At 59.9% G+C, this 13,832-nt stretch carries 15 protein-coding genes and 1 riboswitch; of the genes, 5 read left to right on the forward strand and 10 right to left on the reverse strand.

Annotated elements, in window-relative coordinates; all coding sequences use genetic code 11:
• Positions 1–434 precede the first annotated feature (434 nt).
• Complete coding sequence (locus EDF75_RS13595) at positions 435–1,964, reverse strand: EAL domain-containing protein (protein WP_133599785.1); 1,530 nt, start codon at positions 1,962–1,964, stop codon at positions 435–437.
• Between the two features lie 199 nt (positions 1,965–2,163).
• The gene (locus EDF75_RS13600; protein ID WP_133599786.1) at positions 2,164–3,039 is read right to left on the reverse strand and encodes an AraC family transcriptional regulator; all 876 of its coding nucleotides are present in this window, start codon (positions 3,037–3,039) and stop codon (positions 2,164–2,166) included.
• A 158-nt stretch (positions 3,040–3,197) separates the two neighbouring features.
• On the opposite strand from EDF75_RS13600, the gene EDF75_RS13605 reads away from it, so the two are divergent.
• Positions 3,198–3,953 (forward strand): SDR family NAD(P)-dependent oxidoreductase, encoded by a 756-nt coding sequence (locus tag EDF75_RS13605; RefSeq protein ID WP_133599787.1) that lies wholly within the window; start codon positions 3,198–3,200, stop codon positions 3,951–3,953.
• Positions 3,954–3,982: 29 nt separating this feature from the next.
• Here EDF75_RS13605 and EDF75_RS13610 read toward each other — a convergent pair whose 3' ends face one another.
• Positions 3,983–4,576, reverse strand: a complete 594-nt coding sequence (locus tag EDF75_RS13610) for a TetR/AcrR family transcriptional regulator (RefSeq protein ID WP_243733538.1) — start codon at positions 4,574–4,576, stop codon at positions 3,983–3,985.
• 73 nt (positions 4,577–4,649) lie between these two features.
• Between EDF75_RS13610 and bdcA the strand changes: the two genes are divergently transcribed.
• From bdcA to EDF75_RS13625, 3 genes are all read left to right on the forward strand, one after another.
• A complete protein-coding gene (bdcA, locus tag EDF75_RS13615) occupies positions 4,650–5,363 on the forward strand; it encodes an SDR family oxidoreductase (RefSeq protein WP_133599789.1) in 714 nt (237 codons plus the stop codon).
• Between the two features lie 139 nt (positions 5,364–5,502).
• Positions 5,503–5,946, forward strand: coding sequence for a type II RES/Xre toxin-antitoxin system antitoxin (gene parS, locus EDF75_RS13620; protein ID WP_045855354.1), 444 nt, complete (start codon positions 5,503–5,505; stop codon positions 5,944–5,946).
• Complete coding sequence (locus EDF75_RS13625) at positions 5,943–6,404, forward strand: RES family NAD+ phosphorylase (RefSeq protein ID WP_133599790.1); 462 nt, start codon at positions 5,943–5,945, stop codon at positions 6,402–6,404. The genes parS and EDF75_RS13625 overlap by 4 nt, the downstream gene beginning before the upstream one ends.
• 57 nt (positions 6,405–6,461) lie before the next feature.
• On the opposite strand, the gene EDF75_RS13630 is transcribed toward EDF75_RS13625, so the two are convergent.
• The 3 genes from EDF75_RS13630 to EDF75_RS13640 form a co-directional block, all read right to left on the reverse strand.
• Positions 6,462–6,707 carry a DUF2543 family protein gene (locus EDF75_RS13630; protein ID WP_133599791.1) on the reverse strand — a complete coding sequence of 82 codons (246 nt, stop codon included), beginning with the start codon at positions 6,705–6,707 and terminating at the stop codon, positions 6,462–6,464.
• Positions 6,708–6,881: 174 nt separating this feature from the next.
• On the reverse strand, positions 6,882–7,373 hold the full coding sequence (locus EDF75_RS13635) for a GNAT family N-acetyltransferase (protein WP_133599792.1): 492 nt from the start codon (positions 7,371–7,373) through the stop codon (positions 6,882–6,884).
• A gap of 95 nt (positions 7,374–7,468) precedes the next feature.
• The gene (locus EDF75_RS13640) at positions 7,469–8,146 is read right to left on the reverse strand and encodes a transporter substrate-binding domain-containing protein (protein WP_133599793.1); all 678 of its coding nucleotides are present in this window, start codon (positions 8,144–8,146) and stop codon (positions 7,469–7,471) included.
• Positions 8,147–8,405: 259 nt separating this feature from the next.
• Positions 8,406–8,480: riboswitch (Fluoride riboswitch) on the forward strand.
• 40 nt (positions 8,481–8,520) lie between these two features.
• On the opposite strand from EDF75_RS13640, the gene EDF75_RS13645 reads away from it, so the two are divergent.
• Positions 8,521–9,462 carry a DHH family phosphoesterase gene (locus EDF75_RS13645; RefSeq protein ID WP_243733539.1) on the forward strand — a complete coding sequence of 314 codons (942 nt, stop codon included), beginning with the start codon at positions 8,521–8,523 and terminating at the stop codon, positions 9,460–9,462.
• A gap of 40 nt (positions 9,463–9,502) precedes the next feature.
• Here the strand turns inward: EDF75_RS13645 and EDF75_RS13650 are convergent, their stop codons facing one another.
• The 4 genes from EDF75_RS13650 to livM form a co-directional block, all read right to left on the reverse strand.
• Positions 9,503–10,786: a citrate synthase gene (locus tag EDF75_RS13650; RefSeq protein ID WP_133599795.1), complete on the reverse strand. Its 1,284-nt coding sequence runs from the start codon at positions 10,784–10,786 to the stop codon at positions 9,503–9,505.
• A gap of 173 nt (positions 10,787–10,959) precedes the next feature.
• Positions 10,960–11,676 carry an ABC transporter ATP-binding protein gene (locus tag EDF75_RS13655; RefSeq protein WP_041145495.1) on the reverse strand — a complete coding sequence of 239 codons (717 nt, stop codon included), beginning with the start codon at positions 11,674–11,676 and terminating at the stop codon, positions 10,960–10,962.
• Positions 11,673–12,548, reverse strand: a complete 876-nt coding sequence (locus EDF75_RS13660) for an ABC transporter ATP-binding protein (RefSeq protein ID WP_133599796.1) — start codon at positions 12,546–12,548, stop codon at positions 11,673–11,675. The genes EDF75_RS13655 and EDF75_RS13660 overlap by 4 nt, the downstream gene beginning before the upstream one ends.
• Positions 12,545–13,831: a high-affinity branched-chain amino acid ABC transporter permease LivM gene (livM, locus tag EDF75_RS13665; RefSeq protein WP_133599797.1), complete on the reverse strand. Its 1,287-nt coding sequence runs from the start codon at positions 13,829–13,831 to the stop codon at positions 12,545–12,547. The genes EDF75_RS13660 and livM overlap by 4 nt, the downstream gene beginning before the upstream one ends.
• Between the last annotated feature and the right edge of the window lies 1 nt (position 13,832).

A 13,832-nucleotide genomic window follows, 5' to 3' on the forward strand; every position in this document is an offset into this window, starting at 1 on the left:
ATCCTGCGGAAAGAAATAAACCTCTCTTTCTGCTTTATTGACCCGGTAATATTCCGCTGCAACGTGCGCATTGAAATATCAACCCGTTATTCCAGAGCCTTAAGACATGTCGGTGGTCCACAAATATAGAGTAATTAACCTCCTGAGAAGCAATTAAATGTGCCGTACGTATTTTGTATTAGCTATCTTCAGAATAATTAATTCTGATTTCCTTTCTGTGAGTAAACACGCATTTCTATATTCGCAGGAAAGCAAGCAATGATATTATTATGCGCATCACATTAACGAACGGCGCTGCTCGCAAGGACAGGATACGTCTACGGTTGAGGGGGCAGCCGGCCCCGGCGGGTATCAGACCTTTCTCAGTCGGTTAAATTTTGAGCAAAACTCATCATTGAGATCGCGGGCGGCATAAAATTCATGTGCTGCTTATCTTAGGCCCCGGCTTTCGCTGCAGCGCCTAATGCGCGGATATAGTCGTTTACCGGCACGGGTCGGGAAAAGTAGTACCCCTGAAATATCTCTATCCCCAGCGTCCGCAGAACCTGCAGCTGATTATTATCCTCGACTCCTTCCGCAATGATGCGGCAATTAAACTTCCGCGCCAGGCTCACCATGTTTTTAACCACCAGCGCCGAGGCCTCGTTCGTCCCGACGTTGGACGTGAAGACCTTGTCCACCTTAATGAACTCCGGCTGAAACTGCTGCAGGTAGCTGTAGTTCGCGTAGCCGGTACCAAAATCATCGAGGGAAAACTGCACCCCGAGCTGGCGGAGCTTGCCGGTCACCGCGTCGGTTTGCAGCGTGTTTTCAATCGATTCACGTTCTGTAATCTCGAGCACCACCCGCACGTCCGCGCCCTTGAGCTGCGACTGAAAGCGCGTACATAGCGCCACGATGTCATCATCCTGGAAGTTGACGGCGCAGGCGTTAAAGCAGATATACAGCCCTTCCGGCAGCCGCGCCTGATGTTCACGCAGCTGGCGGATCACCTCGTTGAAGCAGATGGCCGTCACGCCTTTAATCAGGCCGGTTTGCTCGGCCACCGAGATGAATTTGTCCGGAGGAATAAAGCCAAGCTTTGGGTGCTCCCAGCGCACAAGCACCTCCCCGCCGACAATCCGCCCCTGCTCCCCCGCCACAATCGGCTGGATGTAGGGCTTCAGCTGTTTATGCTGTATCGCCTTGCGGAGCATAAACTCTAGCGTGCCGCGGTAGCCCAGATAGCTTCTGAATAGCCAGGTCAGGAGCATCGATACCACGAGAATGGCAATAAACAGGTTCTGCTCATAGTGGATAAACGTGGAGAGACCGGCGAGGCCGCCGCGGTCGGCAATAACGCTGTAGCGGAACTGCCCGGAGTCGAGCGCCACCGGGATGGCAATTTGCGCCGCGCTGCTGACCTGGCCGTTGCGGTCCAGGTAGCGCTCCCCCACCTGCAAATACAGGTGCGAGTCGCCGTCCAGCACCCGCAGGACGTTATACAGATAGTAGCCGTCAATACCGATAAGCGCGCTATTGCCGCTTCGGTCCTGCAGGGTGTAGACAATCAGCGATTTGGCAGGCGTGATTTGATTGCCGCCCATCAGAATCAGCGAACCGTCCGGATAGGCGGCCTGATTGAGGCCAAATGTCTTACCGCCAAAAACGGAGGTGCAGTAGATTTCATCCCCTTTTGCCATGCTCACCGTTCTGACGTCCGGAATGGTGGCCACAATGGTGCGCAGGCCCGTCAGGACTTCCTCACCGCAGCTTTCGCCCAGATATCCTCTGGCGCGTTCGGCCGCCAGCTCGGCGTGACCGAGCGTGACGTCGAGGCTGCTGATGGCCTGCTTCAGGCGGGAATGGATATCCTTATCCAGGGAGTGTTGCATCTGCAGATAGCACAGCGCGGTGCCCAGACTCATAACCAGCAGGAAAAACGCCAGCAGCAGAGGGCGATGGTATGCCGGAGGTCTTTTCATTAAGAAATTCCAGTAAAGGGTCTGAGCGGAAAGTGATTTTTTAATACCGGTACGCCTGAGGTAATGATAATTCAACGCATGAAAAATGCCCGCCCCCGCGAGCAAACGAAGTCACAACCGCTGATAAATCGTACGTTTCAGCCGAAAGCCAAAGGCATCACAGGCCTGGGGCTGCCCGCCCCCCGGTCGCGTTGAGCAATCAAACCTCCTTCGCAGCCCGCATATCACGCCCCGGGGGCGTGCCAAACATACGGGCATATTCACGCGTGAACTGCGGAATGCTGGCGTAGCCAACCGCATACGCCGCCTGGGCGATGCCCGTCCCGTCGGCCAGCATCAGGCGACGGGCGTGAATCAGCCGCAGCTGCTTCTGAAACTGGAGAGGCGACGTCGTGGTGATCGCCCGAAAGTGCTGATGGAACGCGGAAATGCTCATGCCCGCCGCGTCGGCGAGCTCTTCAACGCTTATCTGGCGCATAAAATCTTTACGCAAAATCGCGACCGCGCGGCTAATTCGTCCGGAATAGCTATCCGCCGCGCCGAGAGCGCGAATGGCGGCTCCGTGTACGCTGCGCAGCAGCCAGTAATGCAGTTCGCGTCGTAATCCTTCTCCCAGAACGCTCATCGCCTCCCGCTGTTCAAACAGCCTGACCAGCCGATAGGCGGCATCCGTAACCTCGGCACCGATCGGCTCAATCCCGACGCGGGGCGTTTCCCCCTGCTCTGTCGGCGCAGCGTCCTGAAGCTCGCGCAGGATCGCGGTGTCCAGTTCCAGCACCAGGGAATAGTAGGGATGGCGCAGGCTGGCCTGGGTAATCTGGCTGGTCGTCGGGACATCGGCGGCAATAACCATGGCCTCGCCCGGCCCATACTCAAAGCTCCTGCTGCCGGTGGTCACGCGTTTACGCCCCTGCAGCAGCATCGCAATCAGGGGCCGGTTAATGGCCGCCTGTAGTTCGGCGGGACGTAAGGCCCGGATAATCGTCAGCCCCGGAACCGGCGTAACGGCAAGCCCGCTACGGTCGGCATGAGCGTCGGCATAACGGCGGCAGAGATCGAACAGAGCGGTGCGCATAACATCCTTTCAGGCAAGTTTTTAAACGCCATTATGCGGTAAATCGCAGTGGAGTGAACGCCAAAAAGAGAAATGAGCAAAAAATAGCAAGGATCGGGCAAGTTGCACCGGCGGGCAGATTCTATTGTAGGGGCACCACCAAACAGAGAGGACATATCATGACTAAAATCGCACTCATCACCGGCGCCAACCGCGGACTTGGCCGCAACGTCGCGCTCGCCATTGCGCAACAGGGAGGTGACGTTATCGTCGCCTACAGAGGGAACGCGGAACAGGCCAACGCGGTTGTGGCGGAGATCCGCGCTCTCGGCCGTAAGGCGGTCGCGCTTCGGCTGGATATGGCGCAGACGGCGAGCTTCCCGGCCTTTGCCGACGCGCTGCGCGCGCAGCTTGCGGAGGTCTGGGGACGCGACACCTTCGATCGCCTGATTAACAACGCCGGTCACGGAGAGTATGCCGCGGTGACCGATACCAGCGAAGCGCAGTTTGACGGGCTGTTCAACGTGCACGTCAAAGGCGTCTTTTTCCTGGTTCAGGCGCTTTTGCCGCTGCTGGCCGACGGCGGGCGGATCGTCAATTTTTCATCCGGGCTGACCCGGGTGTCATATCCAGGATTTTCCGCCTACGCCGCGGCAAAAGCGGCGGTGGAAATGCTGAGCGTGTACATGGCGCGCGAGCTGGGCGGGCGCGGGATTACCGTCAATACCGTCGCGCCTGGCGCCATTGAAACCGATTTCGGCGGCGGGCTGGTGCGCGACAACGACGAAGTCAACGCCCAATTTGCCGCGATGACCGCACTCGGACGGGTCGGCGTCCCCGACGATATCGGGCCGATGATCGCCAGCCTGCTGCGGGACGATAACCGCTGGGTGACCGCACAGCGTATCGAGGTCTCGGGCGGGCAGACCATCTAGTTCCTTATTTCTCTCGCCAGGGTCTGGCCTCAGCGAGGCAGCAGCTGTTCCAGCGCCAGACCCGCCAGGCGTACGGTTTCCTCAAGCCGCTCCGGACTATCCCCCGCCCGCGCTTTTGCCGAAAGGCCGACCATCAGGGTACTGACAAAGTCGGTCAGCCGCACGGCGTCCTGCGGATAGCGCCGGGCGATATAGGCCCGAATATTATCCTCCGCGGCGGTATGCAGCTCGCTCGCGGCCTCGCGCGCAGGCCGGTCGTTACAGTGGATCCCCTCCAGCACCAGGCATCCGGCGGCCGTCGGGTCGGCAACGTAGCGCCTTGCCGCCTCGTGCAGCACGGCCATCAGACACTGCGCCACCGGACGGTCATCGCGCAGAAGCTCCGCAAAGGGAATCGCCCCGATGCGGCTATAGCGATCCAGCACGCGGTTATACAGCCCGAGCTTGCTGCCAAACGCGGCGTAGAAGCTGGGAGGATTGATGCCGAACGCCTTTGTCAGGTCGGCCACGCTGACCGCGTCGTAGCCCCGGGAGTGAAAAAGCCGTTGCGCGACCTCAACGGCCTGCAGCGGATCGAACTGGCGGGGGCGCCCCGGGGTGCGAACCTGTTTTGTAGCACTCACTATATTACTCCTTGACAGCGTGATTTGCCGAAGCATATTGTAATCCTCACTACAATATCATGAGGAACGAATTATGGCAGCATCACAGCAGAAATCGGTACTGGTTTTAGGCGGAAGCCGCGGCATCGGCGCGGCTATCGTGCGGCGCTTTGCCGCAGACGGCGCCTCGGTTGTCTTTAGCTACGCCGGATCGGCGGAGGCGGCGGCTACCCTGGCGGCAGAAACCGGCAGCATCGCGGTGCAGGCGGACAGCGCCGACCGCGAGGCGGTGATCAAGCTGGTGCGCGACAGCGGCCCGCTGGATCTGCTGGTCGTCAACGCGGGTATCGTCCTCTTCGGCGATGCGCTGGAGCAGGACAGCGATGCCGTCGATCGTCTGTTCCGCATCAACATTCACACCCCCTACCATGCGGCTGTCGAAGCGGCGCGTAAAATGCCGGATGGCGGACGCATTATTGTTATCGGCTCGGTGAATGGCGATCGCATGCCCATCGCAGGAATGGCATCCTATGCCGTCAGCAAATCAGCGCTGCAGGGGCTGGCGCGCGGCTTAGCGCGTGATTTTGGCCCGCGCGGGATTACGGTCAACGTCGTTCAGCCCGGCCCTATCGACACCGACGCTAACCCGGAGGATGGCCCGATGAAGGAGCTGATGCACAGCTTTATGGCCATTAAACGGCACGGCCGTCCTGAAGAAGTGGCGGGCATGGTTGCCTGGCTGGCAGGCCCTGAGGCTTCCTTCGTCACCGGCGCCATGCACACCATCGACGGCGCGTTTGGCGCATAGGCCGATTAAGGCCACCGCGGGTGGCCTGTTCCCTCTTCCCTGAGAGTTGTTGACGATCCTGGGCGCGAAATGTTGGGCGTCAACGCTGGCCGAACGCATTCCATATGGTATAATTTTTGTACCAAATGGGAGGTTTGCCATGAAAGTCTATTCCCCGACCGAGAGCGCAGAAAAAAATCTCAGCCCCTGGCACGCCATCGGCCTCGACGCCGAGGACGGCATTGCGCTGATGGGTAAAATTAGCCACGGGCTGGAAGGTTCCGTCGCCCGGCAAATTTCCGCGTGGGCGGAGATCACCCCTGCCGAACTGCGCAAAATGTCAGGTATTGCGAATACCACCTTTAACCGCAGCATTAAATCGCGCTTTTCCGCCGACCAAAGCGAGCGCCTGGTGCGCATTCTTCGCGTTATCGAGCGGGCGGTGGAGCTGTTCGAAGGCGATAAAGAGGCGGCGCAGAAGTGGATGAATGAACCCAACCGCGCGCTCGGCTGGAAAACGCCGGCCGAGGTGGTCTCTTCTGAAACCGGCGCGCTGGAGGTGATGCGCCTGATCACGCGCGTGGAGCACGGGGTTTATTCGTGATCCTCTACCGCCTGACTAAAACCCGCTTTCTGACGACCGCCTGGTCTGGTTTTGGGGCGAAAGAGGCCGGCGGCCGCTGGAACAGCGTTGGCACGGCGATGGTCTATTTGTCGGAAGCCGCCTCCCTGACCATGCTGGAAACGCTGGTGCACATCAATGCTCCGCAGCTGCTGGATGATTTCACGCTGCTGAGCATTGACGTACCGGACGACCAGGTGCTGACCGTCGATCCGCACTCACTTCCCGCGGACTGGGCCCGCGAGGATGCGCCAGCCCGGCTGGCGCGCTACGGTGACGAGTGGGCCGCGAGCGCGGCATCAGCGGCATTACGCGTACCGAGCGCCCTGTCGCCGGTGGAGTATAACTATCTATTCAATCCTCAACACCCTGCCGTTTTCGATCTGCTGGCAAGCGTAAAAAGGATCCCCTTCCGCTTTGATACTCGTCTTAAGGCGTAATAAACCGCATCCCGCAGTCGCTCCCGCGCTAGACATTACAGACATCACAGAGAGCGGCTACTCGTTGCCCCATTGATTGAGAAATTCCGCAATATCATCGATCCGCGACTCCGCTACCCCGGCCTCGGCGGCCAGCTCTTTCTGCGCGTCTTCGCCGATCTCTTCGTTAGCCATCAGGCGAGTAATCAGCGCCTGGAAATAGGCGGCAAGCGAATCGCGTTCGGACTCGCTGACCGGTTTAGCTGATTCAGTCGCATACTCATCCACGATGTCATAAAACTTCAGCGGTATTTCATTGGTCATTACGTCTTTCCTCATGGGTTGATATTGATTGACTGAACGCCCGACGCGTAAACCGGCCTCTTTTACCCGGCGCAGGCTTACGCCCCGTCGGACGATTCTACCCTATAATTCAACGGCGCACGCCCTTCTCTCTGCGCATCAGCCGCAATGTTAACCGCCGGGGGGCAATGAAGATTAAAGCGTAAGCATCATTTCATGCCACGCCATGCCGCCATGATCGGAGGCCGACGGCTTGATGTACTGAAAACCGAAGTGGGCGTAGAGATCGACGTGACGGTCCTTGCACATCAGATGAACGGTCTTCTTATTCATCGACCGCATCTGCGACAGAAATTCGCGCATCAGCAGAGACGAATAGCCCTTACCCTGGAAATCGGGGTGCACTACCACCGACATAATCACCACGTTGGGCGCTGCGGCATCGTGCCCGGCCAGCTCCTTAAACTCCTCATCGGACATCACCACCTCCCAGGCACAGCCTGCGTTGATGAAGCCAACGATTTCACCCGCGATCTCCATGCACAGGAAGCCCTGCGGATATCGCGCGATGCGGGTCGTGATTTTTTCTAACGTCGCGGCTTCATCGCCCTCATAAGAGGTGATTTCAATCGCGTAGCAGCGGCTGGCATCGGCGAGCGTCGCCTGGCGTAAAACGGGGGTAGTCATGACCTGAACCTCTTTATACTCATGTGGTTGCGAGCATAATACGCTGCAGGCGGCCGCTTTGCGCGGCATTCTCGATGCCACAGAGCCATTCGGGCCTACTGCTCGGCCAGATGGCGGTCAATCATCCGCTGCACCGAGCCGTCCTGCTGCCATTGCGTCAGCAGAGCGACCAGCCGTTGATAGGACCCGTCCCTGCTTCGAGGAACGCAAATCGCCTGGTTTATCTGAACGAAACTGTCGGCCAGCACGCGAAAGCCTGGGTCCCCGGCGGCGGCGCGCTCGAGCGGCTGGCGGATGCCCGCGGCCATATCGCCTTCGCCGCTGATAAACGCATCGATGGCCGCCTGCGACGAGGCCAGACGGTTAAGCGTGGCGAAGCGCAGCTGCCGCGTCAGGTGCAGATCGTAAGCCGCGCCCTTGCCGACGTTAATCACCACGCCCTCCTTGTCCATTTCAGCAACGCTCTGCCACGGGCTCTGCGCCTTGACCAGCACGGTCCCCTGAATAGTGATATAGGGCTGGGTGAAGCGCAGCGTCTCTTCGCGCGCAGGATCGATCGCCAGAAAGGCAATATCCCAGATATCATTTTGCGCATCGTCCACCACCTTGCCCGCCGCCGGATAGGTGACAAACTGCGGCGTCGCGCCCAGCTCTGCCGCAATACGCCCGGCAATCTCCGGCGTAATCCCACCCGGCTGCCCGTCGGCAAGGGTTTTTGCCAGAACGGCGTTGCCGAGGTTAATCGCGAAACGTAGGGGTTTGGCGGCGCTCATGTCGTATCTCCCTGAAGCGATAATATTGAAGGGCTGAATTTCACCGGCTACCCGGCCTGAAGCGCGAAGTCCGGCCATCACGCAGCGGCAGCCGGCGATGCTAATTACGCTTAGCGCCCCCAAAATATAGCGTTATTTGCGCCCGTCGTGCAGAGCCGCAGTCCGGCTATTTCGCCTAAAAAGCGCGGATCGGCGTGCTGGATCGCTTCCGATTCATCATCGCCGGTGATTGATTTCTCTTTGCGCCTCGGATAAGGTTTGCCGACAAGGTGATGGTGTTCCACCTTTCCCAACCGCCGGGGCTGTCGAACCGGATGATGACGCCTGATATACAATCATTTCTGTTCCCCACGGGACGTATGTCAGGAGCTGCTATGCACAATCAAACCGCTTTTTCCGTACCTTCGATTATTCACGTCTTTGGTCATCGCAATCCCGATAGCGACACGATCTGCAGCGCGCTGGTTGTCGCCGACTGGCTCAACTATACCGCCAGGCCGGCGCGCCCTTTCCGCCTGGGAGAATTAACCCCGGAAACGCGCTATATCCTGCAGTCAGCGGGAGTCGCGCCGCCGGATTTACTCCACGACGATCTGACCGATAAAAAGGTGTGGCTGGTTGACTTCACCGACGTTGAGCAAGGTCCGCTAACGCTCCCCGACAGCGATGTGATCGGTATTATCGACCACCATCGCGTGGGAACCCTGGTGACCAAAAATCCGCCGGACGTTTGGATCCGCGCGGTAGGTTGCTGCGCGACGGTTATTCTCACCATCCTGACCACGGAGAGCCCGATGCCGCTCAGCGCGGCCCAGGCCACCCTGCTGCTGGGAGCCATACTCAGCGATACGGTTGCCCTTAGCGGCCCCACCACCACGGCGCGGGACCGCGAGGCGGCGGCGATTTTGCGCGACATTGCCGGCGTGGATTACGACGCCTTCGTCGCCGGGCTGCTGGCGGCGAAGACCTCTCTGGCGGGCCAGTCCGCCGCGCAGCTGCTTCATCGCGATGCAAAAAATTACCGGATCCACGGCGTCTCTCTGCTGCTCGCGCAGATTGAGGTGCGCGATATGGCGGATATCAGCCCGCATTTACCCGGGCTGAAGCAGGAGATGGAGCGCGCCAGACTCGATCTGGGGCTGGAGATGGTTGTGCTGATGCTAACCGACATTACCCATCCCCACTCCGTCCTCTACTTCACGCCCAACAGCCTTATCCCCAGCCAGCAGGTGTCCCTCCCGGGCATGACCAGCAGAAAAAAGGAAATTCTGCCCTGGCTGACCGAGCGCCTGGCCGCAGCGGATGAGCGATCGTAATATTTAACGGACGCCGCCCCGCTCAGGAGGCGGCGTGGGATTATGCCTCGCGGCGGGAGACGTAATCTCGCGGGGCTTCGCCGGTGTAGATCTGCCGCGGGCGATAGATATTCAGCGGCGCTTCGTGCATCTCATTCCAGTGGGCCACCCAGCCCAGCGTGCGGCCAACGGCGGTCACCACCACAAACATTGATGAAGGTAGCTTCATCGCCTTCAGGATCACCGCCGTATAGAAGTCGACGCTGGGCGACAGGCCATTTTCAACAAAATAGGGGTCGGTCAACGCCACCTCTTCAAGGGCCATCGCCACCTGCAGCAGCCGATCCGACATTCCCAGCTCCGCAAGCACCCGGTGACAGGTATCGCGCAGGATCGCGGCGCGCGGGTCCAGGTGACGGTAGCGCGAGTTACCGAAGCCGAGGCGACGGAAGGCCTGCGGGTCGCGCTTCGCCTTACTCAGGAACAGGGGCACCTGATCCACGGTTTCAATCTCTTCCAGCATCCGCATGCTGGCTTCGTTGGCCCCGCCGTGCATCGGCCCCCACAGGGAGGCCAGTCCCGCCGCCACGCAGGCAAACAGGTTCGCCCCCGAGGAGCCGGCGGCCCGCACCGTGGTAGTGGAGGCGCACTGGCCGTGATCGGCATGCAGCACCAGAATCTGGTTCATCGCTTCCTCAATGACCGGATTGACCACGTATTTCTCCGCCGGCACCGCAAACAGCATATGCAGGAAGTTCCCCGCATAGGAGAGATCGTTGCGCGGATAGGGTGCGGGCTGCTCGATGGCGTACTTATAGCTCATGGCCGCCAGCGTCGGCATTTTTGACAGCAGTCGCGTGGCCGCCAGGGCGCGGTGTTCAGGGTTTTCTACGTCCAGCACGTCATGGTAGAACGCCGCCAGCGCCCCGACCATCGCGCACATCAGGGCCATCGGATGGGAGTCGCGACGAAAGCCGCTGCACATCCGCGACATCTGTTCATGCACCAGCGTGTGGCGGGTAATGGTATTGCGGAAAGCCTGATAGCTGGCTTCATCCGGCGCCTCGCCCCGCAGCATGATATACGCCACCTCGAGGAACTCGCACTCCCGCGCCAGCTGCTCTACCGGGTAGCCGCGGTGCAGCAGCGTGCTGTTGTCAGTATCAATATAGGAGATAGCCGACCGGCAGCCGGCGGTATTGGTAAAACCTGGGTCGAAGCTGCAGAGCTCCGACTGATTGAGCGCGCGGATATCAATCCCCACGCGGCCCAGCGTCCCGGAGACCGTCTCCAGGGGAATAGGCTGTTGCCCGGCGAAAGAAAGCGTTAGCGGTTGAGTGGCCATCCTGTAAAGTTCCCCCTGTACAACAAACGAGTCATAAGCCTGAACCGATTCTTCAGGCGCAATCTTCAACATAGCCGCAGCGCGGCCGCTATTCTTTGATTTGAATAGCTAAAAGGGGTAATTATTACCGCTATCAATCAATAGCCGCCGCGGATCCGTGACAGCGTCACCGGTCAAACCATCCCCAGATAGGCGTTCCTCACCTCCGGATTGTCGAGCAGCTCCCTCCCGGTACCGCTGAGTCGGATCTGGCCGTTGACCATCACGTACGCCCGGTCAGAGAGCTTCAGCGCGTGGTGGGCGTTTTGCTCCACCAGAAAGAGCGTCATTCCCTGCGCCGTCAGCTCGCGCAGGATCTGAAAGATTTGCTTCACCACCAGCGGCGCCAGGCCGAGGCTCGGCTCGTCGAGCAGCAGCAGCTTCGGCCGGCTCATCAGCGCCCGGGCAATCGCCAGCATCTGCTGCTCGCCGCCGGAAAGCGTCATCGCCCGCTGCGTTCGCCGCTCTTCAAGGCGGGGAAACAGCTGATACATGCGGCGCTTATCCTCTTCCTGATAGCGGCTGCCAATCGGGATGGTCCCCATCAGCAGGTTCTCTTCGACCGTCATATCCGCAAAAATCCGCCGCCCCTCCGGCGCCTGCGCGATGCCGTTGCCGGCGATAAAATGGGTGGATTTGCGGCTGATATCCTCCCCGCGATAGAGGATCTGCCCTTCGGCGATGCGCGGCTGACCAAAAATGGACATCAGCAGCGTGGATTTACCGGCGCCGTTGGCGCCGATCAGCGCCACCGTCTCGCCCTCATTGACCGTCAGCGAGACCTGGTTCAGCGCCTGAATCTGACCGTAAAAGACGTCCACCTGGCGAAACTCAAGCATTGGCTGACTCATACCGCAATCTCCTCTTCATCCGCGCCCAGATAAGCGGCGATAACGCTGATATTCGACTGGATCTCCTGCGGGGCGCCGCGGGCGATCACGTCCCCGCGGTCGAGGACGATAATATGATCGGAGATCTCCATCACCATCCCCATATCATGCTCGATCAGCAACACGGTGATGCCGTGATGCTGGCGCAGGAAGCGGATAATACGGCTCAGGGCGTGCGTCTCCGCAGGGTTCAGCCCCGCAGCGGGCTCATCCAGGCAGATCATCTCCGGGCCGGTGCACATGGCGCGGGCAATCTCCAGCCGCCGCTGCTGGCCGTAGGAGAGCGTGCCGGCCAGCCGGTTGGCGCAGTCCACCAGGTCCACCACCTCCAGCCAGTAGAAGGCGCGGTCGAGGGCCTGATTTTCGGCCCGACGATAGCCGCGGGTGTTGAGGATGCCGGCCAGCAGATTACGGTTTACCTGCATATGCTGGGCCACCAGCAGATTTTCGATAACCGACATCTCGCGAAACAGGCGGATATTCTGGAAGGTCCGCGCCAGCCCGGCCCGGTTCACCAGATGCGTGCCACCGAACATCTTGTAGTAGATCCTCGACCCCAGACGCGCCGGGTGCAGAAAATCATCGGGACGTATTTTTTGCCCGAGGACCTGAATCACGTCGGTCATCGCCGCGCGGGCGTTGAGCACAATCGCCCCGCCCGTGGCGCGATAAAACCCGGTCAGGCAGTTGAATACCGTAGTTTTCCCCGCGCCGTTCGGGCCGATCAGCGCGGTTATCGATCCCCTTTCCACGTCGAGATTGACGTCGTTAAGCGCCTTGATACCGCCAAAATGCATCATCAGATGCTCTACCCGCAGAATGCTGTCGCTCATGGTGCCACTCCCTTGCGCACGGTAACCCCCATGCGGCTGGTGCGCACCAGCCCGCGCGGCCGCCAGATCATCATCAGTACCATCAGCACGCCAAACAGCAGGACCCGATACTCATCGAAGCCGCGCAGCAGCTCGGGTGCAACGGTCAGCACAAAGGCCGCCAGCACCACCCCCAGCGTCGACCCCATGCCGCCCAGAACCACAATCGCCAGAATCAGCGCGGATTCAAAAAAGGTGAAAGACGTCGGGTTAACAAACCCCTGGTAGGTGGCGAAAAAGACCCCGGCAATACCGGCGGTCGACGCGCCGAGCATAAAGGCCGAAAGCTTCACCAGCACGTGGTTGAGCCCCATCGCGCGGCAGGCAATTTCGTCCTCGCGCAGCGCTTCCCACGCGCGGCCGATAGGCATCCGCGTTAGGCGATGTTTGATAAACAGCACCAGCACCACCACCAGGCACAGCACGCCATAGATAAAGATAAACTTGAGGTTGGGGTTGTAGCTAAGGTGGAGAAACTCATGGATTGGCACCCCGCCGTCCTTCGCCCGGCGCCCGAACTCCAGCCCGAACAGCGTCGGCGCCGGCACGGAAATGCCGTTCGGCCCGCCGGTAAAGCTGACCCAGTTGTTCAGCACCAGGCGAATAATTTCGCCGAATCCGAGGGTGACGATCGCCAGATAGTCCCCGTGCATGCGCAGTACCGGAAAGCCGAGCAGCGCCCCCGCCAGCGCCGCCATGACAGCCCCCAGCGGCAGCATCGCCCAGAACCCGAGCCCCAGATACTGATAGCCCAGCGCCAGGCCATAGGCGCCAATGGCATAGAACGCCACGTAGCCCAAATCAAGCAGCCCGGCGAGCCCCACCACGATATTCAGCCCGAGCCCGAGCAGCACGTAAATCAGCCCGAGAATGGCCACCGTCAGCAGATACTTGGTGGCGATAGCCGGAAAGATGAGCGCCGCCAGCAGCAGCAGCGGCACAACCCAGCGCAGCCGCGAGCGGTAGCCGACCGGACGAACGTACACGCCGTCATCGGCCCCTTCAAAACGGGCGATAAATTTGCGTCCGCTGCGGCTTTGCAGCAGCAGGCTCAGCAGCAGCCTCCCCGCCATCACCACCGCGACGATGACCGCCACCCGCCGGGTAGAGAGTTCAAAACTGTAGCCTTTCAGCACAATGCCGACGATCGGTCCAAACACTATCAGCGCACACAGCCCAGCCAGCACGCTATCAATCAGGCTTTTTTTAATATCCAGCCCTTGCCTGCGCGATACTTCACCCATG

Origin of the sequence: Klebsiella sp. BIGb0149, from assembly GCF_004362605.1 — a bacterium.
Taxonomy (GTDB): domain Bacteria; phylum Pseudomonadota; class Gammaproteobacteria; order Enterobacterales; family Enterobacteriaceae; genus Klebsiella; species Klebsiella terrigena.

What these genes read in the sequence shown, in the direction of transcription:
- EDF75_RS13595 (WP_133599785.1), bottom strand. Translation starts at nt 1,964, where the DNA reads ATGAAAAGACCTCCGGCATACCATCGCCCTCTGCTGCTGGCGTTTTTC.
- EDF75_RS13600 (WP_133599786.1), bottom strand. Translation starts at nt 3,039, where the DNA reads ATGCGCACCGCTCTGTTCGATCTCTGCCGCCGTTATGCCGACGCTCAT.
- EDF75_RS13605 (WP_133599787.1), top strand. Translation starts at nt 3,198, where the DNA reads ATGACTAAAATCGCACTCATCACCGGCGCCAACCGCGGACTTGGCCGC.
- bdcA (WP_133599789.1), top strand. Translation starts at nt 4,650, where the DNA reads ATGGCAGCATCACAGCAGAAATCGGTACTGGTTTTAGGCGGAAGCCGC.
- parS (WP_045855354.1), top strand. Translation starts at nt 5,503, where the DNA reads ATGAAAGTCTATTCCCCGACCGAGAGCGCAGAAAAAAATCTCAGCCCC.
- EDF75_RS13630 (WP_133599791.1), bottom strand. Translation starts at nt 6,707, where the DNA reads ATGACCAATGAAATACCGCTGAAGTTTTATGACATCGTGGATGAGTAT.
- EDF75_RS13635 (WP_133599792.1), bottom strand. Translation starts at nt 7,373, where the DNA reads ATGACTACCCCCGTTTTACGCCAGGCGACGCTCGCCGATGCCAGCCGC.
- EDF75_RS13640 (WP_133599793.1), bottom strand. Translation starts at nt 8,146, where the DNA reads ATGAGCGCCGCCAAACCCCTACGTTTCGCGATTAACCTCGGCAACGCC.
- EDF75_RS13645 (WP_243733539.1), top strand. Translation starts at nt 8,521, where the DNA reads ATGCACAATCAAACCGCTTTTTCCGTACCTTCGATTATTCACGTCTTT.
- EDF75_RS13650 (WP_133599795.1), bottom strand. Translation starts at nt 10,786, where the DNA reads ATGGCCACTCAACCGCTAACGCTTTCTTTCGCCGGGCAACAGCCTATT.
- EDF75_RS13655 (WP_041145495.1), bottom strand. Translation starts at nt 11,676, where the DNA reads ATGAGTCAGCCAATGCTTGAGTTTCGCCAGGTGGACGTCTTTTACGGT.
- EDF75_RS13660 (WP_133599796.1), bottom strand. Translation starts at nt 12,548, where the DNA reads ATGAGCGACAGCATTCTGCGGGTAGAGCATCTGATGATGCATTTTGGC.
- livM (WP_133599797.1), bottom strand. Translation starts at nt 13,831, where the DNA reads ATGGGTGAAGTATCGCGCAGGCAAGGGCTGGATATTAAAAAAAGCCTG.